The 13,482-nt window shown below is 53.3% G+C and carries 11 protein-coding genes and 1 tRNA gene; all 12 read right to left on the bottom strand.

Going from position 1 to position 13,482, the window contains the following annotated elements; genetic code table 11:
- Positions 1-12: 12 nt before the first annotated feature.
- The 12 genes from ilvA to mfd all read right to left on the bottom strand — a co-directional run bounded on the left by ilvA (position 13) and on the right by mfd (position 13,400).
- A complete protein-coding gene (ilvA, locus tag RHOLA_RS04970) occupies positions 13-1,251 on the bottom strand; it encodes a threonine ammonia-lyase (protein WP_038502820.1) in 1,239 nt (412 codons plus the stop codon).
- Positions 1,252-1,326: 75 nt separating this feature from the next.
- Positions 1,327-2,217: a M48 family metalloprotease gene (locus RHOLA_RS04975; protein WP_038502823.1), complete on the bottom strand. Its 891-nt coding sequence runs from the start codon at positions 2,215-2,217 to the stop codon at positions 1,327-1,329.
- A gap of 32 nt (positions 2,218-2,249) precedes the next feature.
- On the bottom strand, positions 2,250-2,819 hold the full coding sequence (locus RHOLA_RS04980; protein ID WP_038502825.1) for a LemA family protein: 570 nt from the start codon (positions 2,817-2,819) through the stop codon (positions 2,250-2,252).
- 106 nt (positions 2,820-2,925) lie between these two features.
- Positions 2,926-2,998 (bottom strand) — tRNA-Leu (locus tag RHOLA_RS04985).
- A 54-nt stretch (positions 2,999-3,052) separates the two neighbouring features.
- Positions 3,053-4,399, bottom strand: coding sequence for an NAD(P)/FAD-dependent oxidoreductase (locus RHOLA_RS04990; protein ID WP_038502827.1), 1,347 nt, complete (start codon positions 4,397-4,399; stop codon positions 3,053-3,055).
- A gap of 27 nt (positions 4,400-4,426) precedes the next feature.
- The gene (locus RHOLA_RS04995) at positions 4,427-5,653 is read right to left on the bottom strand and encodes a S8 family serine peptidase (protein WP_051636294.1); all 1,227 of its coding nucleotides are present in this window, start codon (positions 5,651-5,653) and stop codon (positions 4,427-4,429) included.
- A complete protein-coding gene (locus RHOLA_RS05000; RefSeq protein WP_038502829.1) occupies positions 5,632-6,144 on the bottom strand; it encodes a DUF501 domain-containing protein in 513 nt (170 codons plus the stop codon). Before RHOLA_RS05000 ends, RHOLA_RS04995 begins: the two co-directional genes overlap by 22 nt.
- On the bottom strand, positions 6,144-6,668 hold the full coding sequence (locus RHOLA_RS07110) for an FtsB family cell division protein (protein ID WP_051636295.1): 525 nt from the start codon (positions 6,666-6,668) through the stop codon (positions 6,144-6,146). Before RHOLA_RS07110 ends, RHOLA_RS05000 begins: the two co-directional genes overlap by 1 nt.
- A gap of 10 nt (positions 6,669-6,678) precedes the next feature.
- A complete protein-coding gene (gene eno / locus RHOLA_RS05010; RefSeq protein ID WP_038502831.1) occupies positions 6,679-7,965 on the bottom strand; it encodes a phosphopyruvate hydratase in 1,287 nt (428 codons plus the stop codon).
- A gap of 73 nt (positions 7,966-8,038) precedes the next feature.
- On the bottom strand, positions 8,039-9,271 hold the full coding sequence (gene hisS / locus RHOLA_RS05015; RefSeq protein WP_038502834.1) for a histidine--tRNA ligase: 1,233 nt from the start codon (positions 9,269-9,271) through the stop codon (positions 8,039-8,041).
- 24 nt (positions 9,272-9,295) lie between these two features.
- The gene (locus RHOLA_RS05020; protein ID WP_051636296.1) at positions 9,296-9,994 is read right to left on the bottom strand and encodes a nucleoside triphosphate pyrophosphohydrolase; all 699 of its coding nucleotides are present in this window, start codon (positions 9,992-9,994) and stop codon (positions 9,296-9,298) included.
- Positions 9,981-13,400 carry a transcription-repair coupling factor gene (gene mfd / locus RHOLA_RS05025; protein ID WP_420834834.1) on the bottom strand — a complete coding sequence of 1,140 codons (3,420 nt, stop codon included), beginning with the start codon at positions 13,398-13,400 and terminating at the stop codon, positions 9,981-9,983. The genes RHOLA_RS05020 and mfd overlap by 14 nt, the downstream gene beginning before the upstream one ends.
- Between the last annotated feature and the right edge of the window lie 82 nt (positions 13,401-13,482).

The raw sequence follows: 13,482 nt of genomic DNA on the forward strand, positions 1-13,482 counted from the left end.
TTTTAAATTTCTTTATTCTTCGTCAATTCGAGCTTTGAGGCCGGCATCCTGCAGAGCCTTCAGCACTCGCTGGCGGTGGTCGTGACCCGTGGTTTCGACAGACATCTTTAGCTCTACCTCAGAAATTTCAAGTCCCTTGCCGTGACGCGTGTGCAGTACTTCAACCACGTTTCCATGCGCAGAAGCAATCGCCTCGGCAGTCTTCACCAACATACCCGGACGATCCGGAAGCATCACCGAAATAGACGTGTAGCGCTCTGCTGCGGCTAGTCCGTGACCAACCACCTTTTGCAACAGCAACGGGTCGATGTTTCCACCAGAGAGAATCACAACTGTTTTGCCCTTTAGTTTCACAGCGCCTGACATTATTGCGGCGACACCAACTGCTCCGGCTGGTTCAACGACCATCTTTGAACGCTCAAGCAAAACAACTATCGCCTTTGCAATTTCGTCGTCGCTTACGGTGACAACTTTGTCAATGTTTTTCTTGATCAGTTGAAAAGGAATCGCACCCGGCTTGCTGACGGCAATACCGTCGGCAATTGTTCTAGTGATTTGCTGCTCAATTGGGCGACCAAGTTTGAGCGATTGAACGTAGGGCGAAGCATTCTTGGCCTGAACGCCAATGATTTTGATTTTGCGTCCGCGAGCGGCCGCCTTCAGCTTGGCCGAGGTTGCAACACCAGCGGCCAATCCACCACCACCGATAGCCACGATGATGTTATCGACGTCGGCTAGCTCTTCCATGATTTCTAGGCCAACTGTGCCTTGTCCGGCAATCACATCAAGGTGGTCAAACGGCGGAATAAAGATTGCGCCTTTTTTAGCCGAGTACTCCTGCGCCGCCTTGAGCGTCTCGCCGAATACGGCTCCGGTAAGTACCACTTCAGCACCGTAGTTTTCGGTGGCCTGAAGCTTGGGCAGCGATGCTCCGATTGGCATGAAAATTGTTGCCTTGATACCTAGCTTGCGAGCCGCCAGGGCAACGCCCTGAGCGTGATTACCCGCACTGGCAGCAACAACACCTTTTTTTCGCTCGGCAGCGGAGAGTTTGCTCATGCGGTTGTAGGCACCGCGAAGTTTGTAGGCCCCGGTTCGCTGCAGGTTTTCACACTTCAGGAAAACCTCTGTCCCGGTGAACTTGCTTAGAAAATTGCTCTTCAAAATTGGGGTCTTGATGGCAACCTTCATCACGTTCTCGTGAGCGAGCTCAAACTCGGCAAGAGTCGGCTGGGTAACTTTGGTTGACATTGGGACCTCACTAAAAATCTGGGCTTCTAGTAAGTCTAGTTTGCTAAGTGCTGCCCCAATTAGAACCTGAGTTGACTAAAACTTGCTGCCGATTGCACGCAACCTGGCGATTCGCTCTGGAATCGGTGGGTGGGTAGAGAAAAGGCGTTCGGTTAGGCCCGGCTTTACCGGATCGTTGATGTACATGTGGGCCATTGATGAGCTAGCGCGTCGCAACGGACGGCCGTACTGCCCCAACTTCTGCAGTGCACTTGCCAAACCCTCTGGGTACCTGGTTGTGTGCGCACCGGTGGCATCGGCAAGGTATTCGCGCTGACGGGAAACTGCAGCGGCAACAATTGGGCCAATCAGCCAAGCGATGATTGAGGCAACCACGCCAATCAGGATTAGTGCCACGCCTAGGCCATTGTCATTTGAATCGCGACGGCCTCCACCAGAGAAAAACGCCATGCGAATAGCAAAGTCAGCCAAGATTCCAACTGCACTGACTAAACCAAAGACAATCGTGGATACCCGGATGTCGTAATTTTTGACGTGACCTAACTCGTGGGCCATCACGCCCTCGAGCTCTTTGTCATCCATGATTGCCAACAAACCGGTGGTTGCGGCTACCACCGCGTGCTTGGGGTCTCGACCAGTTGCGAATGCATTTGGGGCTTCATCGGTGATGATGTAGACCTTTGGCATTGGCATACCCTCTGTGATTGCAAGGTTTTCGACGATGCGCCACAGACGAGGGTTATCGGCTTTTGTGATTGGCACTGCCCCACTCATAGCGATTGCCAAAGAGCTTGCAACGAAATACTGAAACAAGGCATAGGCAATAACGAAACCAATAATCATGAATGCGCTTGAGCCATCACCACTTGCCTGACCCCACCAGTAGGCAAGGCCGCCAAGCAAGGCAACGAAGCCAAACACGATAAAGAAAGTGTTGCGCTTGTTCGCAGCTATAGCTGAATACATGTGCCCCTAGAAATTTGTGCCGATAGAGGAATTTAGAACTTTACGTTTGGCGCGTCGGCGATTGCAGCCGGGTCGCTTACCTCAAAGAATTCGCGCTCTTTGAAGCCAAGGCTACGAACGAACAAAGTCTGCGGGAACTGTTTGATTTTTGTGTTCAGTTCACGAACGCCACCGTTATAGAAACGACGGGCCGCCATAATCTTGTCCTCTGTATCTGAGAGTTCCTGCTGAAGGCTAAGAAAGTTTTGGTTTGCCTGAAGCTGAGGGTAAGCCTCGGCTACCGCAAAAAGGCTTTTCATCGCAGCGCCAAATGAATCTTCGGCAGCGGCAGCTTGGCCCGGGTGCTCAAGCACCTGCGGCGATACGGTTGCCGCGCGCGCCTTCGTGACGTTGTCAAAGACTTCTTTTTCGTGGCTTGCGTATCCCTTTACGGTCTCGATCAGGTTTGGAATCAGATCCGCACGGCGCTTGAGTTGCACGGTGATGTCACTCCAGGCTTCATCTACACGAACGTTCAATGTGACGAGGCCGTTGTAGGTTGCCCAAAGGAAGATACCGATAAGTACGACTGCGCCGATTACGACGATGAGAGTTATGTCCATGGGTAAATGTTAAGCCCCGATGGCTGGGAGTTTGCTGTGGGACTCAAGTCATTCAACGAACCCCGGCACAAATAAAAAACCTCCCATTCGGGAGGTTTTTTATTTGTGCCCCTGGTGGGACTCGAACCCACACTGTAGCGATTTTAAGTCGCCCTTCTCTGCCATTGGAATACAGGGGCTTGGCACAAAGAAAAGGCGCCCAGTTACCTAGGCGCCTTTTCCAAGTTTTGCGATTAAGCCTTTGGACGTGACGCGAAGGTCGCGAAAGCTAATCGAGGTTCCTTGGTTGCAGAAATAGCAACGATGTCACGACGCAGCAAGAAGTTCCAGACCCAGCCAGAAACCACGCGAATCTTGCGCTCCCACATAGGCATCGCAAGGCCGTGGTAACCACGGTGCATGAACCATGCGATTACACCCTTGATTGCAAGCTTCTTGTACTGGTAAACACCAACACCAATACCAAGACCGGCCACAGCACCAAGGTTCTTGTGTAGGTACTCTTCGATGGTCTGATTGCGAAGTGTGGCGACAATGTTTTTCGCTAGCAACTTAGCCTGGCGAACCGCGTGCTGCGCATTTGGCACACAGAAGCCACCAACGCCACCACCTGAAAGATCAGGCACTGCGGAAACGTCTCCGGCGGTCCAAGCGTCAACGATTACCTTCTCGCCTTCAACAACCTGAAGAGTTGCCTTTGCCGTAATGCGGCCGCGCTCGTCTAGCGGTAGATCGGTGTTGCGCACGAATGGGTGCGCCATAACACCTGCGGTCCAGACGATTACGTCTGACTCGAAGCTCTCTCCGGTAGAAAGTTCAATCTTGCCGTTTTCAGCGGACTGCAACTGAGTGTTTAGGTGAATCTTTGCGCCGCGCTTGTCAAGGTTTGCAATTACCCACTCGCTGGTGTCTTGCGCAACTTCAGGCATGATGCGACCCATGGCTTCAATCAGGTGGAAGTGGGTGTCGGCAAATGAAATGGTTGGGTAGTAACGCAACAGGTAGCTGACCAGCGAACGCATTTCAGCAAAAGTTTCAATTCCGGCAAAACCACCACCAACAACAACAAAGGTCAAAAGACGATCGCGTGCTGCACCAGCAGGCAAGTTTGCCGCCTTGTCTAGGTTGGTCATGATGCGGTTGCGAATTTCAACTGCTTCCTCAATTGTTTTCAAACCAATTGCGTGGTCGGCAACACCTGGAATTGGGAAGGTGCGTGAAACCGCTCCGGCAGTAACCACAATCTGGTCATACTGCATCTTGTAAGGAGCAAGGCCGGCGACCTCAATGGTTGCAGTCTTGGTCTTGTGATCAACGTTGGTGACCTTGCCTGAGACGATGCTTGTTTTACGCAGGTGACGACGGTGAGAGGTAACTACGTGACGTGCCTCGATTGAGCCAGCAACCACCTCAGGTAGGAACGGCTGGTAGGTCAAGTAAGGAAGTGGATCAACGAGGGTGACCTCGGCCTCTCCTTGCTTCAGGTGCTTCTCTAGCTTGAAGGCTGTGTAGAAACCGGCGTAACCGCCACCGACGATAAGAATTTTGGGCGCGTTGGCACCAGAGTTGATTGCAGACATTGTTCCATTTTAGGCCCAAGCACCGCCTTATTTGCGCCTGCGCAGTGCACGGGCTACCGAGCGAACTACCAATATTCCAAAAATCACATAAACACCGATGGGCACGATCTGGGTGGTATCAAAGCCCTCAGAATCCTTTACCTGACTCTGGGTAATCGGAGCAGAAATCTGACCGATTTCTGAGGGATCATCGGTGTTGGTGGCTGAATCGGCACCCGCGTCACTCTTGCGGTAGAGCCTGATCCAGTCCGCCAGCGAACCAAGCGGGTTCTCCTGAACCGGCCGGACTTCAGCGGTCAAGGCCTTCACCGGATCAATCAGCCCAAAGCCATAAACCGGCGAGAAGTCCTCTGCGGTCTGCGGGGTGGCGGTCTGAATTATGCGATTGATGACGTTACTTGCATCGAGGTTTGGAAACTGGGACCTGACCAAAGCAACCAGACCGGAAACAATTGGCGCGGCTCCGCTGGTGCCACTCCAAATTTTGTAGTCGGCCCCGGGGTAGGCACTCACCAAATCGGTTGCCGGTGCCGAAACGGCTATGGTGAGCCCGTTGGTTGAAGCCTGGTTGCTTGCCTTGGCATTTCTATCGACACCGGCCACTACCAAAACTCCGGGGATGGTTGCCGGTGCCCCAACCTGGTCCGTTCCACTTGCCCGGTTGCCGGCGGCCGCGACCACCACCACATCATGTTCAAAGGCATATAGGAAAGCTTCATCCCAAGATTGCGGCCAATCAGAGCTGTTTCTGGTGAGCGAGAGATTAATTACCTGAGCACCGTTATCCACGGCCCAGCGAATTCCCTTGGCGACTTGGTCATCGGTGTTCAAATTTGCTTCACCAAAAGCCATTGAGACACTGAGGAGTTCTGCTTGGGGTGCCGTGCCAATTACCCCGTTACTGAAGTTTGAACTTGACGCTGAGCCGTGTCCCCTACCTGCCAGCAGGCTTGCCACCATGGTTCCGTGGTAGCTGATGTCACCGATGGGTTGAGTGCCGTTTTGATTGCCAAGGCCCGAGACATCTGTTCCGCCCGCGACCGCGCCAACTAGGTCTGGGTGGGTTGCATCGATTCCGGTATCAATCACGGCAACGCGCACGCCCGCCCCCTTGGTGATTTTCCACGCGTTGTTGAATCCGTAGTCCTTGATCCAATATTCACGATCGCGGATCGCGTCAGCCGAGACTGGCTGGGTAAAAACAAAAACACTGACCAAAGTCAGTGAGGCAGCTAGTAACTTTCGCAGGCGCACTTATTTGGACTCCAGCTGCAGGCCTCGAGAGCAATATCACCGATTGGATTAACACCCGGTCCCGCGGCAAGCGCGTGACCGATGAGTGCATGCAGACACTTGACCCTGGTTGGCATTCCACCTGCAGAGATGCCGGCAATCTCTGGAACTTCTAAGCCCAGTTCATGCGCTGTCTTGTCGCGATCAGCTATGAAAGCCTCGTGCGCTGCTTGATAGGCAGCGGCCAATTCTGGTTCATCGGCCAGACGCTGTTGCAATTCGGCCATCATACCGCTGGCTTCGAGTGTTGAGACTGCGCTGGTGGCACCGCGGTGGGTCAGGTAATAGGTGGTTGGAAACGGGGTGCCGTCGGCAAGCCTTGGCGCGGTGTGAACCACGGTTGGTTTTCCACAGATGCAGCGCGCGGCAATCGCCACGATATCGCGCGCCTCGCGGCCAAGCTGCCTAGAAACCTCTGCGATATCTTCATCGGTTGCAGGCGTCAGCGGCATTATTGTGAATCCTTTTTAGTTTGATCGGTTGATTCTGTTTTTGAATCCACCGGCTGCTCAATTCCCGCGCGAATAACAGTTTCGAGCACCGCATCGACCCAGTTGTTTTTGGTCTGGTAAATGTTGCTAGAAATTTTGGCATTGTTTTTTTCGGCCAGCATCTTGGCACCAACAGTTCCTGAAGTGTCAGAAGTATTGACCCCGTTGGCATCCATCACCAAATAGGAAACCTCACCCGGCATAACGTAGTAAAGCCGGTCACGGGCCTGAGCGCGAATGTACGCCGGGTCTTCCCAACGCTTTCGCTCAACTTGCATTTCGGCTACTTCTTTTTTTGCCTCTTCAAGCGCGGCCTGCGCCTCAAATATTGCTTGGCGCTGCATGAACCAAGTTTGAACTCTTGGAGCCAGTGTGACCACGCCAAGCACAATCATGGCAAGCAACGCAAGGCTGGAGAGATTTAAACGAGAAACCCGCAAAGCGGCCTTTGATTGCGAAGGCGCAACTTTGCGGGGTGTTCTCATGCTTTAAGTATTACGCCTTGAAGCGAGGGAACGCTGAACGACCAGCGTAGAACGCTGCATCGCTAAGTTCTTCTTCAATGCGTAGCAATTGGTTGTACTTTGCAACACGCTCGGAACGAGCAGGTGCACCGGTCTTGATCTGGCCCGCGTTGGTAGCAACGGCTAGGTCGGCGATGAAGGTGTCTTCTGTCTCGCCAGAGCGGTGAGAGATGATTGCCTTCATTCCGTGGCGCTGTGCAAGAGAAACTGCGTCTAGGGTCTCAGTCAAGGTTCCGATCTGGTTCACCTTCACAAGAATCGCGTTGCCGGCGGCCTCGTCGATACCCTTCTGCAAACGAGTTGGGTTAGTCACGTAAAGGTCGTCACCAACAAGCTGAACTTTTGAGCCAAGCTCGGCAGTCATCTTGGTCCATGAAGCCCAGTCGTCTTCTGAAAGCGGGTCTTCGATTGAGACAAGTGGGAAGCGAGAAACTAGATCTGCGTAGTACGCAATCATTTCGTCTCCGGTGCGCTCCTGGCCCTCGAAGGTGTACTTCTTGGTTTCTTCTGAGTAGAACTCAGTGGCTGCAACATCAAGTGCCAGTGCGATATCGGTGCCTAGCTTGTAACCAGCCTTGGCAATCGCCTCAGCGATAAGTTCCAGCGCGGCCGCGTTAGTTGGAAGTTCCGGCGCAAAACCACCCTCGTCACCAAGACCGGTTGATAGGCCCTTGCTGTGCAGCAGGCTCTTAAGTGCGTGGTAAACCTCAACGCCCCATCGGATTGCTTCGCTGAATGACTCGGCACCAAGTGGCACGATCATGAATTCCTGGATGTCAACGCCGGTGTCAGCGTGTGCACCACCGTTGATGATGTTCATCAGAGGTACTGGAAGTGTGTAGGCGTTTGGCCCGCCAAGGTATCGGTAAAGCGGCTGGCCGGTAGCTTCTGCAGCGGCACGGGCGTTGGCCAGTGAAACGCCAAGAATTGCGTTGGCGCCCAACTTCTCTTTGGTGGCGGTGCCATCAAGTGAAATAAGTGCTGCATCAACTAGGCGCTGGTCTAGCGCGTCAAAACCAACAAGCGCTTCGTCTACGGTTTCAACAACGGCCTTAACCGCGTTCTGCACACCCTTACCTAGGTAGCGTGACTTGTCGCCATCGCGGCTCTCGTGTGCTTCGAATGCACCGGTTGATGCACCCGATGGAACTGCTGCACGACCAAAGCTGTCGTCTTCTAGCAAGACCTCAACCTCGATGGTTGGGTTTCCGCGTGAGTCAAGAATCTCTCTGGCGCCGATTGCTTCAATGATTGACAAGGTGTCTCCTTATTTGGGCTCTAAAAAACGCGCCAAAACGACGCGAAAAAACGTCGTTGTAATAGGTCCTAGTTTAGGCGATTGGCTTGATGTCGAGGCTCTCGAAGCTGTTCGAGTTGGCGCCAACGGCTGCAAAGTGGGTAAATCCCTGCTCGGCAAGGCTATCCAGCAGCAGGTTCAGCTTCTTTGGGCGCTGCTCTAGGCGCACACTGTAGCCCCGTTCAAACAGGTCTTTTTGCCGAGCCAAAGCAACACCGATAGTCCCGGCGCTGGTGTCATCGAGCACTAGCACTAGGCGCTTCGGCTGAGCATCGGCCAAGGTGTTAGGCACAAGGTCAACTGCCCTCTCAAAGCCAATGGAAATTCCAACCGCAGGAACCTCTTCGCCGGTCCAGCGCCCGATCATTCCGTCGTAGCGACCGCCGCCACCGATTGACGAACCGGACTCAGGGTGTTCGATTTCAAAAATAGTTCCGGTGTAGTAGCCCATGCCGCGGACCAGAGTTGGATCAAAACGCAAACGGCCCTTGCCGAAGCGTGATTCAATCGCGGTGAAAATATCTTGCAACTCGGCCGGAGTTGCAATTACCGACTGCAGCGATGCAAGCCAACCGGTTGCGGTTTCGGCTACTTTGGCTCCAAACTTCTCGCCAAGCTCCTTCACCACTCCCTCGGCAAAAATTTTGTCGAGCTTGTCGATGATGATCATCGCGGCCGGTTTTCCATCCTCCGGAATTCCAAGACCGTCCAGCAGCTTGGCTAGCAACACACGGTGGTTCACGCGAATAGTTGCATCAGTGAGTTGGATGGCTTCCAATGCTTCAAGAGATGAAACCAAAAGATCTATTTCGGCAAGGGGTGAAGCATCACCAATGATGTCAATGTCACACTGAACGAATTGGCGGTAGCGACCCTTCTGCGGACGCTCGGCTCTCCAAACCGGACCGGTTTGAATTGCCTTGAAAACCTTTGGCAACTTTGAGCGGTTGGTTGCGTAGTAGCGAGTCAAAGGAACGGTTAGGTCATAGCGCAAACCTAGGTCGGCCAAGTTGTCGCCATCGGTGTTGGCTGCCAAAGAACGTTCAAGTTCTTCGCCGCGCTTCATAACGCGGAAAGCAAGTTTTTCGTTGTCGCCACCCTGGCCAGAGGTCAAACGCTCAAGATCCTCTAACGCAGGAGTTTCAATTTCTTGAAAGCCATGTGCCACGTAGGTTGACCTAATTTTGCTGAGCACGAAGTCGCGCTTTAGTTTTTCTGCGGGTAGAAAATCGCGCATGCCACGGGGTGGGTGCACGTCTTTAGCCATGGCCCAAGTTTAGCGTCAGGCAGACTATTCGGCCGGAAGCGCGATCACACCTGCGTCGTTGGCATCATCGAGTTCAAATTCACGAATCTCAACTTCAAGTTCGCGAACCGCTCCGCGCAGTGCACCCTCGGCATCGATTCCAGCAGCGCGAGCTGACGAAACCATGGCAAGCAAGATTGCACCAAGTTCTGCCTCACTGGTCACGCTGAACGGGCCCGGGGCGTTGGCATCAAGCAAATTCAGTTTCTCTGCCTTGCCGATTACCTTGTCAGCCAGCGCCAAAGCCGGCAGGTGCTTTGGAATTCCATCCAACACCGATGAACGTTCTGGCTTTTCACGCTTCTTGTGGTCGTCCCAGTTGACCATCACGTCGTCACCGGTCTCAGCCTTGTACTTCTCTAGTTCTTCTTCGTTGCCAAATACGTGCGGGTGACGGCCAACCATTTTCTTGATGGACAGTTCGGCTACATCTTGAATATCAAATTTTTCTCCCAGCGAACCGTGTTCGGCAAGGTCACTGTGGAAGACCACGTGATACAAAACATCACCCAGCTCTTCAAGGACTTCGTCGCGATTACCAGACTCGATGGCATCTACTAATTCGTAAACCTCTTCAATCAGGTACTTGACCAGCGACTGGTGGGTTTGTTCGGCATCCCAAGGGCAGCCACCTGGGCCGCGGAGTTTTGCCGCAACGGCAATTAGTTCATCAAGCTTGGTCATTTGCACTACTTTCGGTGTTTGAAAAAACCTTAGCCAATAAGGCCCAAGCCCATTGGATGATGGCTGTGTCGCGCAGCGGTTCAAAATTTTCGTCACGTGGTGCGTTGATCAGCAGTGTTTGCGCGGTCTGCAAATACTTGGTACCTGGGTAAAGGCTGGCGATGCGCACCTGCTCGGACTCAGTGAGTTCAACCGGTTGAAGCTTTGCCTGCAGGCCAAGCACATTGAAGTCTTTGAGGCCAAGACGATTTGCCTGCTGGCGAAGTTCGGTCACGGCAATCAAATTCTTTACCGGCTCGGGTGCAGCACCGTATCGGTCTTCTAACTCGGCAAGAATTGCATCAAGTTGCGCACGGGTTCCACGCTCTCCACTTGCGGCAGACAACTTGTGATAGGCCTCAAGGCGAAGCCGCTCACTATCAACGTAGGTTGACGGGATGTGCGCATCAACTGGAAGTTCCAGTTTGAGCTCCGCAGGCGACTCCTGTTTTTCGCCCTTGAACTCAGCAACCGCTTCGCCAATCATGCGCAGATACAGATCAAACCCAACGCCGGCTATGTGACCGGACTGTTCGCCGCCGAGCAAATTTCCGGCACCGCGAATTTCTAGATCTTTCAGCGCCACCTGCATGCCGGCACCAAGTTCATTATTTTGTGCGATTGTGGCAAGGCGATCGTGTGCCGTCTCAGTCAGCGGCTTGCTTGGGTCATAGAAGAAGTAGGCGTATGCGCGTTCGCGACTGCGCCCCACTCGCCCACGAATCTGGTGCAACTGGCTCAGGCCAAAATTTTCGGCACGGTCAACAATCAAGGTGTTGGCGTTTGGAATATCGATTCCGGTTTCGATAATTGTGGTTGAGATGAGCACATCAAACTTGCGCTCCCAAAAATCAACCACCACTTGCTCAAGAGCCCCCTCAGACATTTGCCCGTGTGCAACCGCGATGCGTGCCTCCGGCACAAGTTCAGCAAGTTGATTCGCAACTAGGCCAATTGTGCTTACCCGGTTGTGCACGAAAAACACCTGACCCTCGCGAATCAGTTCACGACGAATAGCCGCGGCAACCTGCTTTTCGCTGTAGCCGCCAATGTAGGTGAGTATTGGATGACGCTCCTCTGGTGGCGTGGCCAAGGTTGACATCTCTCGTATTCCGGTGATTGCCATCTCTAGCGTTCTCGGAATTGGTGTTGCCGACATAGACAGAATGTCAACGTTGGTTTTTAGTTCTTTAAGCTTCTCTTTGTGCTCAACACCAAAGCGCTGCTCCTCATCAATAATCACCAAACCAAGCTGGCGGAACTTAACGTTTTTTGAAAGCAAGCGATGTGTTCCAATCACCAAATCAACGCTGCCGTTTTCTAAGCCCTCCAGAGTTTCTTTGACTTCCTTGGCACTCTGGAAACGAGACAGCGAACGAACCACCACAGGGAATCCGGCGTAGCGGGCCTCAAAGGTATCGGTGTGCTGGCGAACCAAAAGCGTGGTTGGCACGAGCATGGCCACCTGCTTGCCGTCTTGAATTGCTTTGAATGCCGCGCGCACGGCTACCTCAGTCTTGCCGTATCCCACATCGCCCGCCAGCAAGCGATCCATTGGAATTTCTTTTTCCATGTCGCGCTTCACTTCGTCGATGGTGGTCAACTGGTCTGGAGTTTCGGCGAAGGCGAATGCTTCTTCAAGTTCATGTTGCCAAGGTGTGTCTGGACCAAAGGCGTGGCCGCGCGATTTCATGCGAGCCGAATACAACTTGACCAGGTCAATTGCGATCTTGCGGATTGCCTTACGAGCATTGCCCTTGACCTTGGCCCAGTCGCTGCCGCCCATCTTTGACAGCACAGGCGCTTCGCCGCCAACGTATCGGGTTAGCAAATCCAGTTGATCCGTGGGAACAAATAGCGTGTCGCCCGGATAGCCGCGTTTTGATGGCGCGTATTCAATCAGCAAATATTCGCGCTGGTGTTGCTGACGACCAACCCCACTGGTGCGCTCAACCAATTCAACAAAACGACCAATGCCGTGGGTCTCGTGTACGACGTAATCACCCTGCTTCAAGCTCAGCGGATCAACGGCCTGCCCACGCTTACTGGCCAGCTTGCGCACCTGAGGGCTTACATACACCGATGACTTGCCGTAAAACTCGGATTCAGTGATGACAATTACTTTGCTATCAGGCGCGGTGAATCCCTTTCTCAAGTTTCCCTGTGCTACCTGAGCATTGATACCAGCCGCGTTCAGCTGCTCGTTTAGGCGCTCGACGGTGCCGTGACCCTCTGCAACAACAATCACCTGCTGCCCTTGCTTAGCCTGATCTTCAAGCCATTCAATTGAAGTGGTGTCGAGGCCCTTGAAATTTGGAATTTCATAAAGTTTTAAATCAACCAAGGAATCATCATCGGCGCCGAATTGCGAAACGGTTATTAGTGCGCGACCGGCGAGGCCGTCTTTGAACTGCGACAGGTCAATAAATCCGCCGTCGCTCAAATCAAGTGGCGCCTGTGCTCCCTCAACTGCAGCATCCCAGGCAGCGTGCAAAAACTCCTCGTTCGTCTCAACCAGGTTGGCCGCACGAGCCGCAGATTTTTCAGGAGAAAGCAATACGGCAACCGCACCCTCAGGAAGGTAATCGGTGAAGGGAACCATGGCATCTACCAAAACGGGAGCCAGAGATTCCATGCCGTCTACCGGAATGCCCTCGGAAATCTTGGCCAACATGGTTGAGATGTTTGGAAATTCGTGCATCATTTCGCGCGCGCGACTGGCTACGTTTGGAGTGATGATAATTTCTCTGGCCGGATAAATTTCGATCGCGTCGATTTTTGAACCAGCCTCTTCGCCAGTTATTGTTCGCTGATCCGCCACGCTGAAGACTCTGATGTCATCTAACTCATCGCCAAAAAACTCAAGTCGCATTGCGTGCTCGGCCGTGGTTGGGAAGATGTCTAGGATCCCTCCACGCACCGCAAACTCGCCACGGCGAGTCACCATGTCGACGCGCTGGTAGGCCAGCTCAACCAACTTGAGCGACATTTCAAAAAGCAGGTAGTCCTTGCCGCGTTCAAGTTTTAGCGGCGGGTGATTAGCCAACCCAGCGACAACCGGCTGCAAAACCGCACGAACAGAGGCCAAGACGAACACCGAGTGATCAAGTTTTTTGTTCTGAACTAGAGTCGAAATTTCGTTTAGTCGGTGCAATACCCTTAGGCGCTTGCCCACAGTTTCAGGACTGGGGCTCAGACGTTCGTGCGGCAGGGTCTCCCACGATGGAAATTCAAGAATCTCTGCTTGAGGAGAAAGTGACCTTAGGGCAGCAGCCACATCTTCTGCTTCGCGCCCGGTGGCAACCACAACCAGTTGGACCTGGGCTAACTTTGCGTCGCCGCGAAATTGGTTAATTACCTCCAACACCGTGGAGTGCGCACCCTGGGGAGCGACCACGTCGACCCGAGGATTTCTTACCCTGGCCTGCAGGGCTGCGAAGGGGTATCCA

It is taken from the genome of Rhodoluna lacicola (genome assembly GCF_000699505.1).
GTDB lineage: Bacteria > Actinomycetota > Actinomycetes > Actinomycetales > Microbacteriaceae > Rhodoluna > Rhodoluna lacicola.

Coding starts and splice junctions, on each gene's coding strand:
- ilvA (WP_038502820.1), bottom strand. CDS start 1,251: ATGTCAACCAAAGTTACCCAGCCGACTCTTGCCGAGTTTGAGCTCGCT.
- RHOLA_RS07110 (WP_051636295.1), bottom strand. CDS start 6,668: ATGAGAACACCCCGCAAAGTTGCGCCTTCGCAATCAAAGGCCGCTTTG.
- RHOLA_RS05000 (WP_038502829.1), bottom strand. CDS start 6,144: ATGCCGCTGACGCCTGCAACCGATGAAGATATCGCAGAGGTTTCTAGG.
- RHOLA_RS04980 (WP_038502825.1), bottom strand. CDS start 2,819: ATGGACATAACTCTCATCGTCGTAATCGGCGCAGTCGTACTTATCGGT.
- RHOLA_RS05020 (WP_051636296.1), bottom strand. CDS start 9,994: ATGACCAAGCTTGATGAACTAATTGCCGTTGCGGCAAAACTCCGCGGC.
- hisS (WP_038502834.1), bottom strand. CDS start 9,271: ATGGCTAAAGACGTGCACCCACCCCGTGGCATGCGCGATTTTCTACCC.
- RHOLA_RS04990 (WP_038502827.1), bottom strand. CDS start 4,399: ATGTCTGCAATCAACTCTGGTGCCAACGCGCCCAAAATTCTTATCGTC.
- RHOLA_RS04975 (WP_038502823.1), bottom strand. CDS start 2,217: ATGTATTCAGCTATAGCTGCGAACAAGCGCAACACTTTCTTTATCGTG.